Origin of the sequence: Lacticaseibacillus baoqingensis (genome assembly GCF_003946165.1) — a bacterium.
Classification (GTDB): domain Bacteria; phylum Bacillota; class Bacilli; order Lactobacillales; family Lactobacillaceae; genus Lacticaseibacillus; species Lacticaseibacillus baoqingensis.
This window is the reverse complement of record NZ_RHOI01000001.1, coordinates 70730-84741: the sequence shown is the minus strand read 5'-3', so window position 1 is coordinate 84741 and position 14012 is coordinate 70730. Positions and strand designations below refer to the sequence as shown.

Annotated in this window: 13 protein-coding genes and 1 tRNA gene; 5 read left to right on the top strand and 9 right to left on the bottom strand. The window is 50.6% G+C overall.

Going from position 1 to position 14012, the window contains the following annotated elements; genetic code table 11:
- Nucleotides 1–11 precede the first annotated feature (11 nt).
- On the bottom strand, nucleotides 12–2033 hold the full coding sequence (locus EKM91_RS00405) for a PBP1A family penicillin-binding protein (RefSeq protein WP_191987977.1): 2022 nt from the start codon (nucleotides 2031–2033) through the stop codon (nucleotides 12–14).
- Between the two features lie 155 nt (nucleotides 2034–2188).
- On the opposite strand from EKM91_RS00405, the gene EKM91_RS00400 reads away from it, so the two are divergent.
- A complete protein-coding gene (locus tag EKM91_RS00400; RefSeq protein ID WP_125747986.1) occupies nucleotides 2189–3025 on the top strand; it encodes an RluA family pseudouridine synthase in 837 nt (278 codons plus the stop codon).
- A gap of 84 nt (nucleotides 3026–3109) precedes the next feature.
- On the opposite strand, the gene EKM91_RS00395 is transcribed toward EKM91_RS00400, so the two are convergent.
- The 3 genes from EKM91_RS00395 to EKM91_RS00385 all read right to left on the bottom strand — a co-directional run bounded on the left by EKM91_RS00395 (nucleotide 3110) and on the right by EKM91_RS00385 (nucleotide 5668).
- Nucleotides 3110–3565, bottom strand: coding sequence for an arginine repressor (locus tag EKM91_RS00395; RefSeq protein ID WP_125747983.1), 456 nt, complete (start codon nucleotides 3563–3565; stop codon nucleotides 3110–3112).
- Between the two features lie 45 nt (nucleotides 3566–3610).
- Entirely contained in the window at nucleotides 3611–5293 is a 1683-nt protein-coding gene (gene argS / locus EKM91_RS00390; RefSeq protein WP_125747980.1) for an arginine--tRNA ligase, read from the bottom strand.
- A gap of 304 nt (nucleotides 5294–5597) precedes the next feature.
- Nucleotides 5598–5668, bottom strand: a tRNA-Gly gene (locus tag EKM91_RS00385).
- 240 nt (nucleotides 5669–5908) lie between these two features.
- Between EKM91_RS00385 and EKM91_RS00380 the strand changes: the two genes are divergently transcribed.
- Both EKM91_RS00380 and EKM91_RS00375 read left to right on the top strand, forming a co-directional pair.
- Complete coding sequence (locus tag EKM91_RS00380) at nucleotides 5909–6310, top strand: hypothetical protein (RefSeq protein ID WP_125747977.1); 402 nt, start codon at nucleotides 5909–5911, stop codon at nucleotides 6308–6310.
- A gap of 159 nt (nucleotides 6311–6469) precedes the next feature.
- Entirely contained in the window at nucleotides 6470–7411 is a 942-nt protein-coding gene (locus tag EKM91_RS00375; protein ID WP_125747973.1) for a dihydroorotate oxidase, read from the top strand.
- 62 nt (nucleotides 7412–7473) lie between these two features.
- On the opposite strand, the gene EKM91_RS00370 is transcribed toward EKM91_RS00375, so the two are convergent.
- The 3 genes from EKM91_RS00370 to EKM91_RS00360 all read right to left on the bottom strand — a co-directional run bounded on the left by EKM91_RS00370 (nucleotide 7474) and on the right by EKM91_RS00360 (nucleotide 9765).
- Nucleotides 7474–8139 (bottom strand): adaptor protein MecA, encoded by a 666-nt coding sequence (locus EKM91_RS00370; RefSeq protein WP_125747970.1) that lies wholly within the window; start codon nucleotides 8137–8139, stop codon nucleotides 7474–7476.
- A gap of 223 nt (nucleotides 8140–8362) precedes the next feature.
- Nucleotides 8363–8764, bottom strand: coding sequence for a transcriptional regulator Spx (spx, locus tag EKM91_RS00365; RefSeq protein WP_125747967.1), 402 nt, complete (start codon nucleotides 8762–8764; stop codon nucleotides 8363–8365).
- A 263-nt stretch (nucleotides 8765–9027) separates the two neighbouring features.
- Nucleotides 9028–9765: an MBL fold metallo-hydrolase gene (locus EKM91_RS00360; protein WP_125747964.1), complete on the bottom strand. Its 738-nt coding sequence runs from the start codon at nucleotides 9763–9765 to the stop codon at nucleotides 9028–9030.
- Nucleotides 9766–9823: 58 nt separating this feature from the next.
- Here EKM91_RS00360 and EKM91_RS00355 point away from each other — a divergent pair, with 58 nt between their 5' ends.
- Complete coding sequence (locus tag EKM91_RS00355) at nucleotides 9824–10366, top strand: hypothetical protein (RefSeq protein WP_125747961.1); 543 nt, start codon at nucleotides 9824–9826, stop codon at nucleotides 10364–10366.
- 77 nt (nucleotides 10367–10443) lie between these two features.
- Here EKM91_RS00355 and EKM91_RS00350 read toward each other — a convergent pair whose 3' ends face one another.
- Together EKM91_RS00350 and EKM91_RS00345 are read right to left on the bottom strand one after the other, a co-directional pair.
- A complete protein-coding gene (locus EKM91_RS00350; protein WP_125747958.1) occupies nucleotides 10444–12474 on the bottom strand; it encodes an FtsX-like permease family protein in 2031 nt (676 codons plus the stop codon).
- The gene (locus tag EKM91_RS00345; RefSeq protein ID WP_125747955.1) at nucleotides 12452–13228 is read right to left on the bottom strand and encodes an ABC transporter ATP-binding protein; all 777 of its coding nucleotides are present in this window, start codon (nucleotides 13226–13228) and stop codon (nucleotides 12452–12454) included. Before EKM91_RS00345 ends, EKM91_RS00350 begins: the two co-directional genes overlap by 23 nt.
- A gap of 106 nt (nucleotides 13229–13334) precedes the next feature.
- Here EKM91_RS00345 and EKM91_RS00340 point away from each other — a divergent pair, with 106 nt between their 5' ends.
- On the top strand, nucleotides 13335–14009 hold the full coding sequence (locus EKM91_RS00340) for a response regulator transcription factor (protein ID WP_125747952.1): 675 nt from the start codon (nucleotides 13335–13337) through the stop codon (nucleotides 14007–14009).
- Nucleotides 14010–14012 lie beyond the last annotated feature (3 nt).

Below are 14012 nucleotides of genomic sequence, written 5' to 3'. Positions count from 1 at the left end.
GTTTATTTGGATCAGTTGAACAGACCCTTGATCTCATTATACCATTCATTGACCTTCTGCTTAGCACTATTGAGTCCGTTTTGCACGTTGGACCAAAGATCAGCGCCGCTGTTCGTCGCGTCTGGGGTTTGTAATTCTGCCAGCTGTTTGGCATCTTTAGTATCAAAGCTGGTTTGCGGGGTACTTGGCAAGATGTTTTCCATTTCTGCCTTGAAAATCGGCGCGACCCCTGACTCACTGGTACCTTGCAGAAAATGCGTGCTATTAGTCGCAGCAAAACCGGTCCATGTCGCCACAACGATATCTGGGGTATAGCCAACGACCCACTGATCGCGCGTCCCATAACCCCAGTCGGCGGGCACTTCAGTCGAGCCGGTTTTACCTGCCACGGTGTAACCTGATGGTGCTGCCGACGTGCCGGTCCCATATTTGAAGGTCCCAAGCATCATGCTGGTCATTGACTTGGCGACTTTGGCTTTGATGATCCGCTTTTTTGAGTAGTCTGAATGATCCACGACTGTTTTGCCGGTCGCATCCACGATTTTGCGGATAAAATGCGTCTGCGGCAAATAGCCGCCATTGGCAAACGCAGAATAAGCCCGCGCCATGATCTCCGGTGAAAAGCCGGTGGTGACCCCGCCTAATGCGGCCGCCAGATTCTGATCTTTCTTCTTCAAGCTGATGCCAAAGCGGGCCAAACTCTTGACGCCAGTTTGCACGCCGATCTTGTTGAGCAGCCACACGGCACTGGTGTTCACGGAGTTAGCCAGCGCCAAATACATCGGCAAACTGTCGGTGTAAGTCCCGGTCGCATTCGTTGGGGTATAATCATTTTTCCCGTAACTGAGCTTCTTGTCGACCAGCGTTGAGTCATACGCATACCCATGCTCCAACGCCGGCGTATACACCATCAACGGTTTGATCGTGGATCCCGGGCTGCGCTGCAATTGGGTGGCGTAATTGAACCCTAAGTAGACATGCGTCCCGCGCGCGCCGACGACTGCTAATACCCCGCCAGTATCCGGATCAACGGCGATACTGGCCGCTTGCGCCGGCGTGCCGTCTGCGGCATTGGCCGGGAAGTTGGCATCATTGGCAAAAGCGGTTTGCATTTCAGTTTGATAAGCAGGATCTAGCGTGGTGTAGACTTTATAGCCTTTATTGACAATATCATCTTGCGAGATCCCGTCTTTTTGCGCTTCTTCGATCACAGAATCAAAAAAGTAGGGATATTTTTCACCATTGTTGGCAGAATAGTTGTCTTGTAACGCCAACGTGGCACTTTTGGCGGCTTGCGCTTGTGTTTGCGTCAGCTTGTGGTTGTCCACCATCAATCCTAAGATCAAATTGCGCCGAGCGATGGCGTGATCCATGTGTTCGACTGGATTGTAGTAGCTGGGACTGCGCAGCATGGCGGCTAAAGTGGCGCCTTCAGAAGCGTCGAGTTCGCTGGCATGCTTGCCAAAATAACGCTCAGAAGCATCTTCTACGCCCCACACGCCATTGCCGAAATAGGCGTTGTTGAGGTACATCGTCAAGATGTCTTTTTTAGAGTACACTTTAGTTAATTGCACCGCCAAAAACAGTTCTTGCGCCTTGCGCAAGTAGCTTTGCTGTTGGGTCAACAAGGTGTTTTTGGCCAGCTGCTGGGTGATGGTCGAACCGCCGCCAGTGATCTCGCCGCGATGGATGACCAAATTGAGCATCGAACGCAAGATGCCTTTGATCGAAAAGCCCCAGTTGCTGTAAAATGTCCGGTCTTCCGTCGACAGCACCGCATTTTGAATCGCTGGCGAGATCTGCTCCAACTCGACATAAGTGCCTTTTTGCCCATACAATGAGCCGGCAACTTGGTTCTTGCGATCATAAATGATCGTTTTAGTTTGTAAGGTCGACTTGATGTCTTGAACATCAGCGGTTTTAGCCTTATACGTAAAAAAGGCACTGGCGCATAAAATCACCGTCAACACGATCAACACGCCCCAACGGATCAACTGAAACCGCCGAAAGACCCAAGCGATCGCGCGCCCGATGCGCTTTAGATAAGGGGCGACCCACGCCCAAAATTGCTTGAGGTATGTCACAATAGTCCTCCTATGATGGTCCTCAACATTGTAGCATACGCATTGCGACAGCCTTGAGGTCTGATATAACTTTAACCGAATCTCAACGAAAAGGACTCCGCCTTATGCCCGAATTTACCCTGCACACTGAAATTACCCAAGCTTATCCGCAAGTCACCGCTTTGCTGCAAGCTTGGCACGTGCCTAAGCGCTACCGTTTTTGGCTGCGCAAGCATCAAGCGATCTTGATCAATGGCCAATATCGCTATGCCAACTTGCCTGTTGCTGCTGGGGAGCAAGTCACCATCCACTTAACGACCCCGCCGGTGACGACTTATCAAAAAGATGATGCGCCGTTGACGATCGTGTATGAAGATGCGCAAGTCCTCGTGGTCAACAAGCCTGCCGGGATCAAGACCCATCCGAATCAGCCTGGCGAACGGCACACCTTGATGAATGCCGTGGCCAATTACCTAGCGCCAAACCCGGCTTACATCACCCATCGCTTGGATATGGCCACCAGCGGCTTAACGCTGATCGCCAAAAATCCCCTCACCCAAGCCTTGATCGATCAGCAGCTGGCCACCAAAGCCATGCAGCGCAGCTATGTGGCGTTAGTGCCGCACGGCTTGGCGGCCAGCGGCACGATCGATGCGCCGATCGGCCATGATCCAACAGATAAACGCAAACGCCAAGTACGCGCAGATGGCGAATTTGCCATTACCCATTATCGCGTCATCCAGCGCTCACAAGCTTTTGACCGGGTTTGGCTGACCTTGGCGACTGGGCGCACCCATCAACTGCGCGTGCACTTGGCCCATTTGGGCTTTGCCATCATTGGCGACCCGCTGTATGCGCCTGTGACTAATGCCAAGCGCTTGATGCTGCATGCGGCAGAACTGACTTGGCAAGAGCCTTTAGGCGACCGCTGGCACACGGTCAAAAGCCCAGCCCCTTTTTGACGCCCGCCTGAGCAAATAAGCGGTGCTGCCCAGTTGACTCGATTGAGTCGCAAGGCAGCACCGCTTGTTTGCATGGTGATGGCGTTAATCGCTAAAGGCGCGATCATATTGCTGATTGAACCAAATGGCACTATCTTCATCCGGCGAGATCACAACGATCGTATCATGGCCGGCTAAGGTGCCGACGACTTGCGAAAACTTGATATCGTCAATGATCGCCGCTAACAAGTTCCCATTACTCGGCAGCGTCTTGATCACATTCATGAATTGCACCCGCGTGATCGATAACCCGACTTCGCGGATCGAATTGCCCAGTCGTTCAAGTTGTGATTCTGAATCGCCGCGAAAGATCGTGTACCGCAGTGTGCCAGTCGCATCTTGGGCTTTAACGATGCGCAATTCGCGGATATCCCGCGAGATCGTGGCTTGCGTGGCTTCGATCCCCGCTTGTTTCAACTCAGCCAACAATTCGTCTTGGGTGCTGATCACTTTTTGGTTAATGATTCGTGCTAATGTGTTTTGACGCTCGGTTTTATTCATGGGATCACCTCAACTGTGAATATCTATTCACAGTATAGCATAATCCTACATCTCTGCGGGCGCTTGCACGCCTAACAATGCCAAAGCCGCGGTCAAAATTTGACTAGTTGCTTGGACTAGCGCTAAACGTGCGGGTAATTCGGCATCATCGACTAAGACCTTGGTGTTGGCATAATACTTGTTGAACGCCTTGGCCAAGCGCAGCGCATACTTGGCAACGATCGACGGTTCATAAGCTTGCGCCGCGCGGACCACCACATGCGGGAAGTCGCCTAAAGCTTTGAGCACATCCCAGGCATTTTGATCCGTCAATGCCACTTCAGCAGCTGGTTGGATCGTGGTCTTGCGCAAGATACTATTCGCCCGAGCGTTGGTATATTGGACATACGGACCAGTTTCACCTTCAAAGCGCACGACTTCTTCCAAATTAAAGTCAAAACTGTCGAGCCGTTCATTCTTAAGATCATGAAAGACCACTGCACCGACGCCGACATCATGTGCCACTTGATCAGCATTGGCCAGATCTGGGTGCTTTTCAGCGATTTGCTGCTTGGCCAGCACGATGGCATCGTTTAAGACGCGCTCCAATAAGATGATATTGCCTTTGCGAGTGGACAATTTCTTACCGCCTGACGTGATCAAGCCAAAGGGAATGTGGTGAATGTCATCGGCCCAATCATGGCCCATTTCTTTGATCACCGCTTTGAGCTGATCGAAATGCTCGCGTTGTTCATTGCCAACGACATATAAGCTTTGCACAAAGTGATACTGATCATGCCGGTAAAACGCTGCCGCCAGATCACGCGTCATATAAAGCGTTGCCCCATCTGATTTTTTGATCAAGGCGGGATTGAGATCGTACTTGGATAAATCAACGATTTCAGCACCTTGGCTGGCTTTTAACAAATGTTTTTGCTCTAAATCCGCAACTACGGCGTCCATCTTATCATTGTAAAATGCTTCGCCATTATAAGAGTCAAACGTCACGCCTAATAAGTCATAGATCCGCGTGAATTCTTTCAGCGATTCTTCACGGAACCAAGACCACAACTTGTAAACTTCTTGATCGCCATCTTCGAGTTGCTTGAACACAGCACGGGCTTCATCATCTAAGGTCGGATCGGTTTCCGCTTCTTCATGAAATTGCACATAATATTGGACTAAGTAGTGGATCGGGTCTTTTTTGACATCCGCTTCACTCCCCCACTTGCGATAAGCCACGATCAACTTGCCAAATTGGGTGCCCCAATCGCCTAAATGATTGATCTTGATCGGGCTGTAGCCGACTTTGGCTAAAATGTTCGCTAACGCATTGCCGATCACGGTTGACCGCAAGTGGCCCATGCTCATGGGTTTGGCAATATTGGGGCTGGACATATCGATCGGCACATTGCCTTGACCAAGCTGCGCATCGCCATAATGCTGGGGGTCTTTGGCAATAGTGGTCAACACAGCATGTGCAAAGCTTACTTTATCCAAGAAGAAGTTGACATAGCCGCCTACCGCTTGGATCTTTTCATAAGGCGTCGCATCTAATTGTGCCGCTAAGTCACTGGCGATCTGCTTCGGGGCTTGATGATAGATCTTGGCTAACGCAAAGGTAGGAAACGCATAATCCCCAAGGTCTGAGGTCTTCGGCGTTTCCAATAATTGTGTCAATTGCTGGTCATCTAGTTGATCATGTAACGCGCTGTGCAAGGTTGCCACGACTTGTTGTTTGAAATCCATGAGTTCCTCCTAATTTGACCACGAAAAAACTCGTCGCTTTCATCTTGTTGCTGAAAGAGACGAGTTTCCCCGCGGTACCACTCTAATTGACCGATCGGTCCACTTCATTATTTGTTTCACCCTCAAAAGCGCGCCATCCTGACCAGCGACTACTCGCACCGACCGTAGTCTCACTGCAGCTGGTATTTGGATTTCTTCTTTGTCAACGGGTCGCAAACACAGCTGGGTGTTTGCCAGGTCAGGTGGTCGAAAAAGGCCCTCTGACCCTATTAAAAAACTGGTACGAGACTCGTACCAGTTCGACAGCGGTTGACGAGAATCGAACTCGCGACGCCAGCTTGGGAAGCTGGAGTTTTACCACTAAACTACAACCGCAACAACAGAAATTAGTATAGCAAGCCCAGCCTGCCTTTGCAAGGCTATTTTGAGAATATTTTCCGGAAAGTATGGCGTTTTTTGGGGCAGCATGCCACGTGTTTACGATTTAGAAACAACTGTTATTTCAAATTAAAATTTACTCATATACTTGCTCATATTTTTAACCATGTTATAATGATATAGAGAAAACAGTGTGTCGTTATGCCAGTATTGGCACACCTGTAAGGAGTGATCAGCATGGCAAGCACGACCCGGCGCTACTACTTCGCTGCGCGTAATGAAAAAACTGACCATGGCTACATGATCAACTTCGTCAACATCCCGCAGGCTTCTGCTGTTGGTGCCACTTACGAAGAAACCGTCTATTATTCATATCGTGTGCTAGCTGATTTTTTAAGCCATTTGCCTGACGATGAAGCTGCCTTAGCGGCTTATTCGCTGAAGACTTTGCCAGAAACCACAGATGACAATGTCTTTTATTCACTCGTCAGCGTCACGCCAGACTTTGATCCGCATAAGATGGTCACACACTTTACCTTGCCGCAAGCACCGCCTGAAGAGATCCGCAAAAAAGCGAGCGAACTCGCGAAACTCGTGCATCATCAAAACCAGGCACGTGAAGCCGCAGGGTTATCATAATTTGCTAAGAAGCCGAACGATTTTGCCGTTGCGGCTTTTTTTATGCGCGAATCACCCTAACCCCTCTAGTCAATCTCACCATTCTATGGTTTAATGGTTGCCAGGGTCTGCACCCGCCAAAGTGGCAGGTGGACCAAGTTGACAAAAGGAGTGGCGTAATTGACGAGTTTAGCGACGCAAATTGGTGATTTTCACTTTAAGAATGTCTTGATGAATGCAAGTGGCGTCCATTGTATGACTGCCGCAGAATTAGACGAGCTGGCTGCCAGCCCAGCAGGCACTTTGGTGACAAAATCAGGCACCCCCAATGCCCGGCCAGGCAATCCGGAACCACGCTATCAAGCGTTGACCATGGGCAGCATCAATTCGATGGGGTTGCCTAATAAGGGGCTGGATTATTATCTCGATTATGCGTTAGCCTTTCAAGTTAAACATCCCCAACAGCCGATCTTCATGTCTGTTGCCGGCATGGGGCCAGACGATTATGTGACCCTTGCGCAAAAGATCCAAGACAGCGATTTTACCGGCTTGACTGAATTCAACCTCAGTTGTCCAAACGTCCCTGGCAAGCCGCAAATCGCTTATGATCTGGAAACAACAGAACAGATCCTGGACAATATTTTCCGCTTGTTCAAAAAGCCTGCCGGCGTGAAGCTGCCGCCATTTTTTGACCTGGCACAATTCGACCAAATGGCCGCCTTATTAAACCGCTACCCGCTGCAATTCATCAATTCGATCAATTCACTGGGCAACGGCTTGATGATCGATCCGGCAACTGACACGACTGTGATCCGGCCTAAAGGCGGCTTTGGCGGCATCGGCGGCGCATATGCCAAACCGATCGCGTTGGCTAATGTGCGGGCTTTTCGCCAGCGGTTGCGCGCTGAAATCGCGATCATCGGCACTGGCGGCGTGAATACCGGCCGCGATGTTTACGATCTGATCTTATGCGGTGCAGATATGGTACAGCTGGGCACCGTTTTACAAGAAGAAGGGATCCCCGCTTTTGCCCGCTTGAGCCAAGAACTTGAAGCCATCATGGCGACTAAAGGGTATACGCAATTAGCCGACTTTAAGGGCCAGCTCCACACCATCGCATAATTGCCCCTCACGCAAGAAAACGGCACGAATCAAAAATGATTCGTGCCGTTTTTTGCGGCGCTTTATTTAAAATAGTAACGCGCGGTTTCCAAAGCGCTTGTTGCCATCACCTTTTGCCCATATTCTGACAATTTGGCAGCAGAAACGCCGCTGCGATCGCCGTACTCTAAGGCCACTGCCAATTGATCTTTGATCTCTTGTTCAGAGACTTGATTGCTATAGAAGGTCAACACCAAATAGTACCCGTCTTGATAATGGAACAAGTCGCTGGCGGCGCCTTCCAGGCGCAAATTCTTGGCCAAAGCGATCAAGTCCTCAAAACTGGCTAACTTCAAGACCACTTCCGTCTTCGTCGCCCCATTGGCATCGATATAGCCACCTTCATCCACCGCATCATGATCATCATCTGTAGCCATCAACTGCCGCTTGATAAAGTCAGGCACATCTTGCGCCTGCTGGTGATCATTTTGGTCATCGGCATCATCTTGGGGGACATTTTTGCTGATCAGCAGCTCTAAACCGGACTGGCTCGGCATCACTTGAAAAGTGACCGCGTCGTTCGTGGCGAAGCTGTGATCCTTATCGACTTCATCAAGGATGCTATAAAAAAAGCTCTCGATCTGCTGGTGGTTGCCAAGCAGATCTAAAACAGTGATTCCCCGCTCTGCCAGATCGTCATTGCCTAAGAGGACGCGAATCGTATTGTCGTTGATGCGTTCCATTTCCATGATTGCTGCACCTCACTTTTGATGGGACACCCCCATCAGTCTATGAACATTATAACAGACTTCACCTAAATGGGCATTCTACGACAGATGATTACTTTTTGCAAATTGATTAAGCTCATCGGGCAAAATTTCGCCAGCTTTTCCAACTTTTAGCGCACCAACGCCCTTGAGCTGTGATCAGCAAAACTGATCGCGGCTCAAGGGCGCCGGTGTCTGTATGAAACTAAAAACCTGCCAGCAATTGCGCTTGTTGCAACGCCAAAGCGCGCACCCCGCGAGGTAAAAAGCGGCGGATCTCGTCTTCATGATAACCCACTTGCATTCGTTTATCGTCGATCAAGATCGGTCGGCGTAAGAGACGCGGTTCTGCAATGATCAAGGAGATCAACGCCTCGGTGGTCAAGTCATCCAACTTGATCCCTAAGCCAAGAAACGCCTTGGAACGCACTGACAACAATTCTTGCGTACCCGTTTCTGTCATTCGTAATAACCGTTTGACCTCCGCGCGCGACAACTTATCATTATCTAAATTCCGTTCATCAAACGGAATGTGATTCGTCAACAACCAGTTGCGTGCTTTCCGGCTTGACGTGCAGCTACCAGCAGTATATAAGGTCACGACCATGAGACTCACTCCTTTGCTATGTGTACAACGTTCTTGATTTGACCTCTTAATTATAATTGAATAGTGGGTCAAAAAACAATCAAAATAGAATAATTTTTATTTTGTTTTGTAAAGATAATGTATCAAAAACGTATTGCTCAAAGTTTGTGTAAAAAGCACAAAGTCTCTATGGCGCCGTTTTAACCGAATTTTGTCTGCAGTAAAGGGACTAACTTATCCAATTCTAATGTAATGATTATATAAAAATATTCGATAATATTAAATTATACTTCTATAATTTTATTTTCTGAGGCCAGGCTCACTGGGATCGCTAAAGCCGCAGTTTGGGCTTGCGCCTTTAACTGGTCAAGCGGCACTTCTTGCGGCAAATGCGTCAACACCAACCGTTTGACCGCCGCCTCCTGGGCCAGCGTCCCCGCTTGGCGAGCCGTCAAGTGCCAAAGCGGCGCGGGATGATCTGCCAAAAAATTTGTATCGGCCAACAAGACATCTGCCCCTTGCGCGAATGTCTTCAACCCCTCAAAATACCGCGTATCGCTCGTATTGACCAGCACATGGCCAGTGGCTTGGTCAGCGATCCGCACGGCAAATGCCGGCACCGGATGCTGCGTTTCCAGAAACGTCAATGTCAGCGGGCCTAATTGCAGCGTGGTGTCGCCTGTGTAGCCTAGCGCTTGAGTATAGCTGCCAAAAGTCAAGGCCGCAAAATGCAACGGGTCTTTGGTATGGCCATATACCGGTAACGGGGTGTGCTTTTTGGCGCCAGAATGCAATTGGTAATAATATTGCAGCACCCCAAAATCCGCAATGTGATCATGATGATAATGCGTTAATAACACGCTGTCCAACTGCAAAGGATCCAGTACTTTTTCTAATGCCAACAAGGTGCCGCTGCCGGCATCCATCAATAAATTATAGCCGCCGCTTTGCACCAAATACCCGCTAGTGCCGACGCCATGGTCCGGATAGCCGCCATAATATCCTAATATCGTTAATTTCATCACAATCTCATCCTTTCAGCCGCGAAAACGCGGTATAATAGTCCTGGAGGTGGTAGTCATGTCCAACAACATGCAAATGATTTTGGGTTCACGCTATTTTCTGAAGCAATTCTTCACAAAGACCGATGCACCATTGTTGCTGTTAAAGCCTTTGAACGAAGGCAGCAATTACGCGTTACTGGACTACACGGCAGCGGTGCCGTTTGTCGCGCCAATGAAGTTTAAGCCCCTGGCACAAGCCGGACAGTTGGTTGACCAAGGCTTCTTGCAGTTGAGTTATTTCCGCTTGAATGAACAAGAAGCCCCAGTGTTCGTTGCCAAAGCCAAAAAGCTGTTTGAACATCGTGAACGGCTTCGGGGCAACCAGGCGTTGTACTTGTTCAAAACCGATGCCAAAGCCCCAGAATACGTCTTATTATCACAATGGGAGAAGACGTTAGATCTCTTTGCCTCCAAGAAAACGCCGCTGATGGCACCGATCTTAGATTTTACTCAGCGTGCAGCCAAGGGTCTGGGGTACCACGAAGCCTACTATCAAATTGTTTCGCCAGATGCCGAAGATGAACCTGACGATCAATCACAGCTCGTTGGCGAGTCTTAAAAAAATATTGCGTCCAAAAAGTCTTAGCCTTGGATCGGTCTTTGTGATCGCGCCAAGGCTTTTTTTCGCGACCAGGATCACCGGCGAGCTTGGCGGTCGATCCTGGCAGCCGTCACCCAAGCAAACACCAAATACACCAGCGTGTAAACACCAAAAACGGCGCCTGCCACTTGACTGGGGTGCCCGCCTAAAGCGTCCTTCAACCCTTTGATCAACAAGGCCGCCCCACCGGCCCCAACGCCTAGCGGCAAAGCAAAAATCACCATGATCTGCGTGTAGATCACGCGGGTCAACACCGGTTGGGGCATGCCCAGCCGCCTCAAGGTCACTTGCGCCGCGCGTTCATTACGCGCTTCCGCCAATTGTTTGAGTAACAAAATGCTGGCGGTGGCCACCATGAAGACGGCCCCTAACATCAAGATCACGAATAACACAAACCCAAACACCCCATTCATCTGGTGTAATGCCGGCCGCCGCAAGCTGATCGCATCCCGCCCGAGGTAATCTTGACCAGGCGCTTTGGCAACGACGGTTGGCACTTTGCTGCCGGCCAATGTTGCTTGATCTAACGCCACAAAATCCATGGCAGTACTGTTGGCCAGCGGCTTTTCCAGCGCAGGCGCAAGCTTGCCGCGGACATGTGTGCCGTAAATCATCACGACTGGCGCGGTGATTTGGGCGTATTGCTGGTCGCTGACCACTAAGCCGCGATCAAAATACCCGCTGCTGCCAAGCGGAAAATCAGCCGTGATCGCTTTGATCACTAAGCGCTTGCCGATTTGCGGCAAACGCAAACTGCGACCAGTATTATCAAAGCCGCCAAGCCCGCCCACTTGATACAAATGCTCTGCCGTAGTGAGCAATACGGCTTGGTCTTGGCGGACGGCAATCGCAGGCAACTGTGATTGTTGGCGGCGAATGCGTTGATAATCACTTTGGGCGATGACTTGATAAAGGTTTTTTTCCAAGCGATCATGGGCAGATCGCAGCCGCAAACGTACTTTTCCGGCCACCAGTTTTGTGGCCAATGGCGTGGTGGTCACCCCCGGGGTTTTGGCCAAGGTTTGCGCCACCAAGCGCTGACCGCTGGCCGTCGCGACGATCGGTTGGGCGATGTTTTGGGCCACGACGGTTTGGCCAAATTGATACAACACCGCCGCCCCGCCGATCACCGTCAAGGTGACCGTCGTCAATGCGGTGGTCAGCCATAACGAATGCCGATTGGCCCGCAATCGGCGCACGATGATCATCAAGGGTAAATACCGGCTAGCCGGCCGTGCCCACCGCAACTTGGCCAGCTTGGCCAACCCTACCGGCAAGGTACAAGCAAACAATAAATACACGCCGCCAATAGCGGCCAGCAGGCCAAAAACCAAGCTGCCAAGCAGGCCCCAAACATTGCCAAAAAGCTGCGCCGCACGACTGGTCCAATAAGTAGGGGCTTGGGCAAACCACACCACACTGATGAGCAACACCGCGCCAAGCAAGCCCCCGAGCAGATCCAGCCCGGATAAAGGGGCAGTCGGCGTTTTGGCTGCATCTGGCGTCGAATATAGCAACAGTTCATGGCCTTTGACGTACCAAGCATTCAATGCTGCCAACAACAGCCAAACCACCACGGTATACCCGCTCAATTCACCGATCGCTGGCGGACTCACTAATAAGCCCACCGGCTGGGCCACATCCACTAAGCGCAACAACACCATTGCCAAAAGTTTTGACACTAAGATCCCGCCGAGCAGCCCCGCCCCTAATCCGGCAGCAAAGATCACGCCTAATTCACCACCCAAGTCGCGCCCTAGTCGCGACGCTGGCATCCCTAAGCGGCGATATAAACCCAACTCCCCATCACGGCGCGTTAACAGCAGCCGATTCAAATACAACAAAAACGTTAAGCTAAACAACATCATGACCACTAACAACACCACTAAGGCCGCCGGAAAAACCGTCGTGTTGCCCACGCCTTGGCTGACTTGCCGCAGCAAAGGCCGGTCATCGATCAAAGCGGCGACGGCGTACATTACCGCCAGTAAGCTGCCTAAAACCACTGCCATCAATCGCGACACGCTGGCGTGTTGTGCCCAGCTACGCTTGATCCATGCCCCCACGGCGGCGCCTCCCTCCGTTGATCGTCGCTTCCATGTCGATGATGTGATTGAAAAATTCTTGGCGGCTGCCTTGGCGCGTCACTTCAGCAAAATACGCCCCATCGCGGATGAAAATGATCCGATTGCAAAAACTGGCTGTAAAGGCATCATGAGTCACCATCATGATCGTCACATCGGTTTCTAAATTGATTTTAGCCAGATATTGCAACAATTCGGTGGCGGCTAAAGAATCCAAGCTGCCTGTCGGTTCGTCAGCTAACAATAACTTCGGTTTGGTGATGATCGCCCGCGCGGCTGCGACCCGCTGCCTTTGACCTTGTGAAAGCTGCAAGGGAAAGCGCGTCAACAATTGCGTCAGCCCCAGCAGCTCACTGACGGTTTGCAACCGCGCATCCAGATCAGTTGGTACCGGCGGGACAAAGGTCAAAGGCATGGTGATGTTGGCGCTGACCGTCAAGTCATTGAGCAAATCAAAGCCTTGAAAAATAAACCCTAAGTCTTCGCGCCGAAACCGGGCACTGTCTGCAGCAGACATCGTGGTCAAATCAACGCGATCGATCCAAATCCCGCCTGTGGTCGGCTGATCAAACGTCGCCAATAAGTTTAACAACGTCGATTTCCCTGCCCCGCTAGGCCCCATGACCCCAACAAATTCCCCAGCATCGATGCCAAAACTCAAATCATTTAAAGCCACCACCCGATTGAACCGGTGGCCGTAAGTTTTTGACAAATGATCTACATTCACGATCCGCATATCACACCTCCGCTACTGTCATGATAACAAATCTCTTGCGTTTCGGCGCGTGTACTTGTGCCAAAACCCAAAATTGGCTACCATACAAAGGAATGGAGGCTTGCACATGTTCAAGATCATGATCGTTGAAGACGACCACACGATTGCCACGCTGATTGCCGATGCGTTAAGCAAGTGGCAGCTTGAGCCGCTGGTGGTCACAGATTTCGCCGACGTTTTTGCCCAGTTTCAAACGGCGCAACCGCACCTGGTGCTGTTAGATATCAACTTGCCAGTGTACGATGGGTATCATTGGGTCCAACAGATCCGCACTGTCAGCCATGTCCCAGTGATCTTCATTTCCAGCCGCAATACCAACATGGACATGGTGATGGCAATGAACCTCGGCGCGGATGATTTTGTCAACAAGCCTTTTGCCACTGAAGTCTTGCTGGCCAAAATCAACGCCTTATTACGCCGCACCTATAATTATGCCGATCAAAATGCGCAATTATTGCAGCATGGCGGTCTCAGCCTTGATCTGCAAACCGGCATGGCACAAGTTGGCGATGAAGCGATCAACTTATCGAAAAACGAATACAAACTGCTGCAGATCTTAGTCCGTGCCCATGGCCAAGTAGTCAGCCGCACCCACCTGCTCAAAGCGCTGTGGCAAGATGAACGGTTCGTTGATGACAATACGTTAACCGTCAACATCAACCGGCTGCGCAAAAAAATCACCGAAGCGGGGTTGCCGGATTATATTCAAACTCGCGTTGGCCTTGGTTATATCATCCCTTGACGG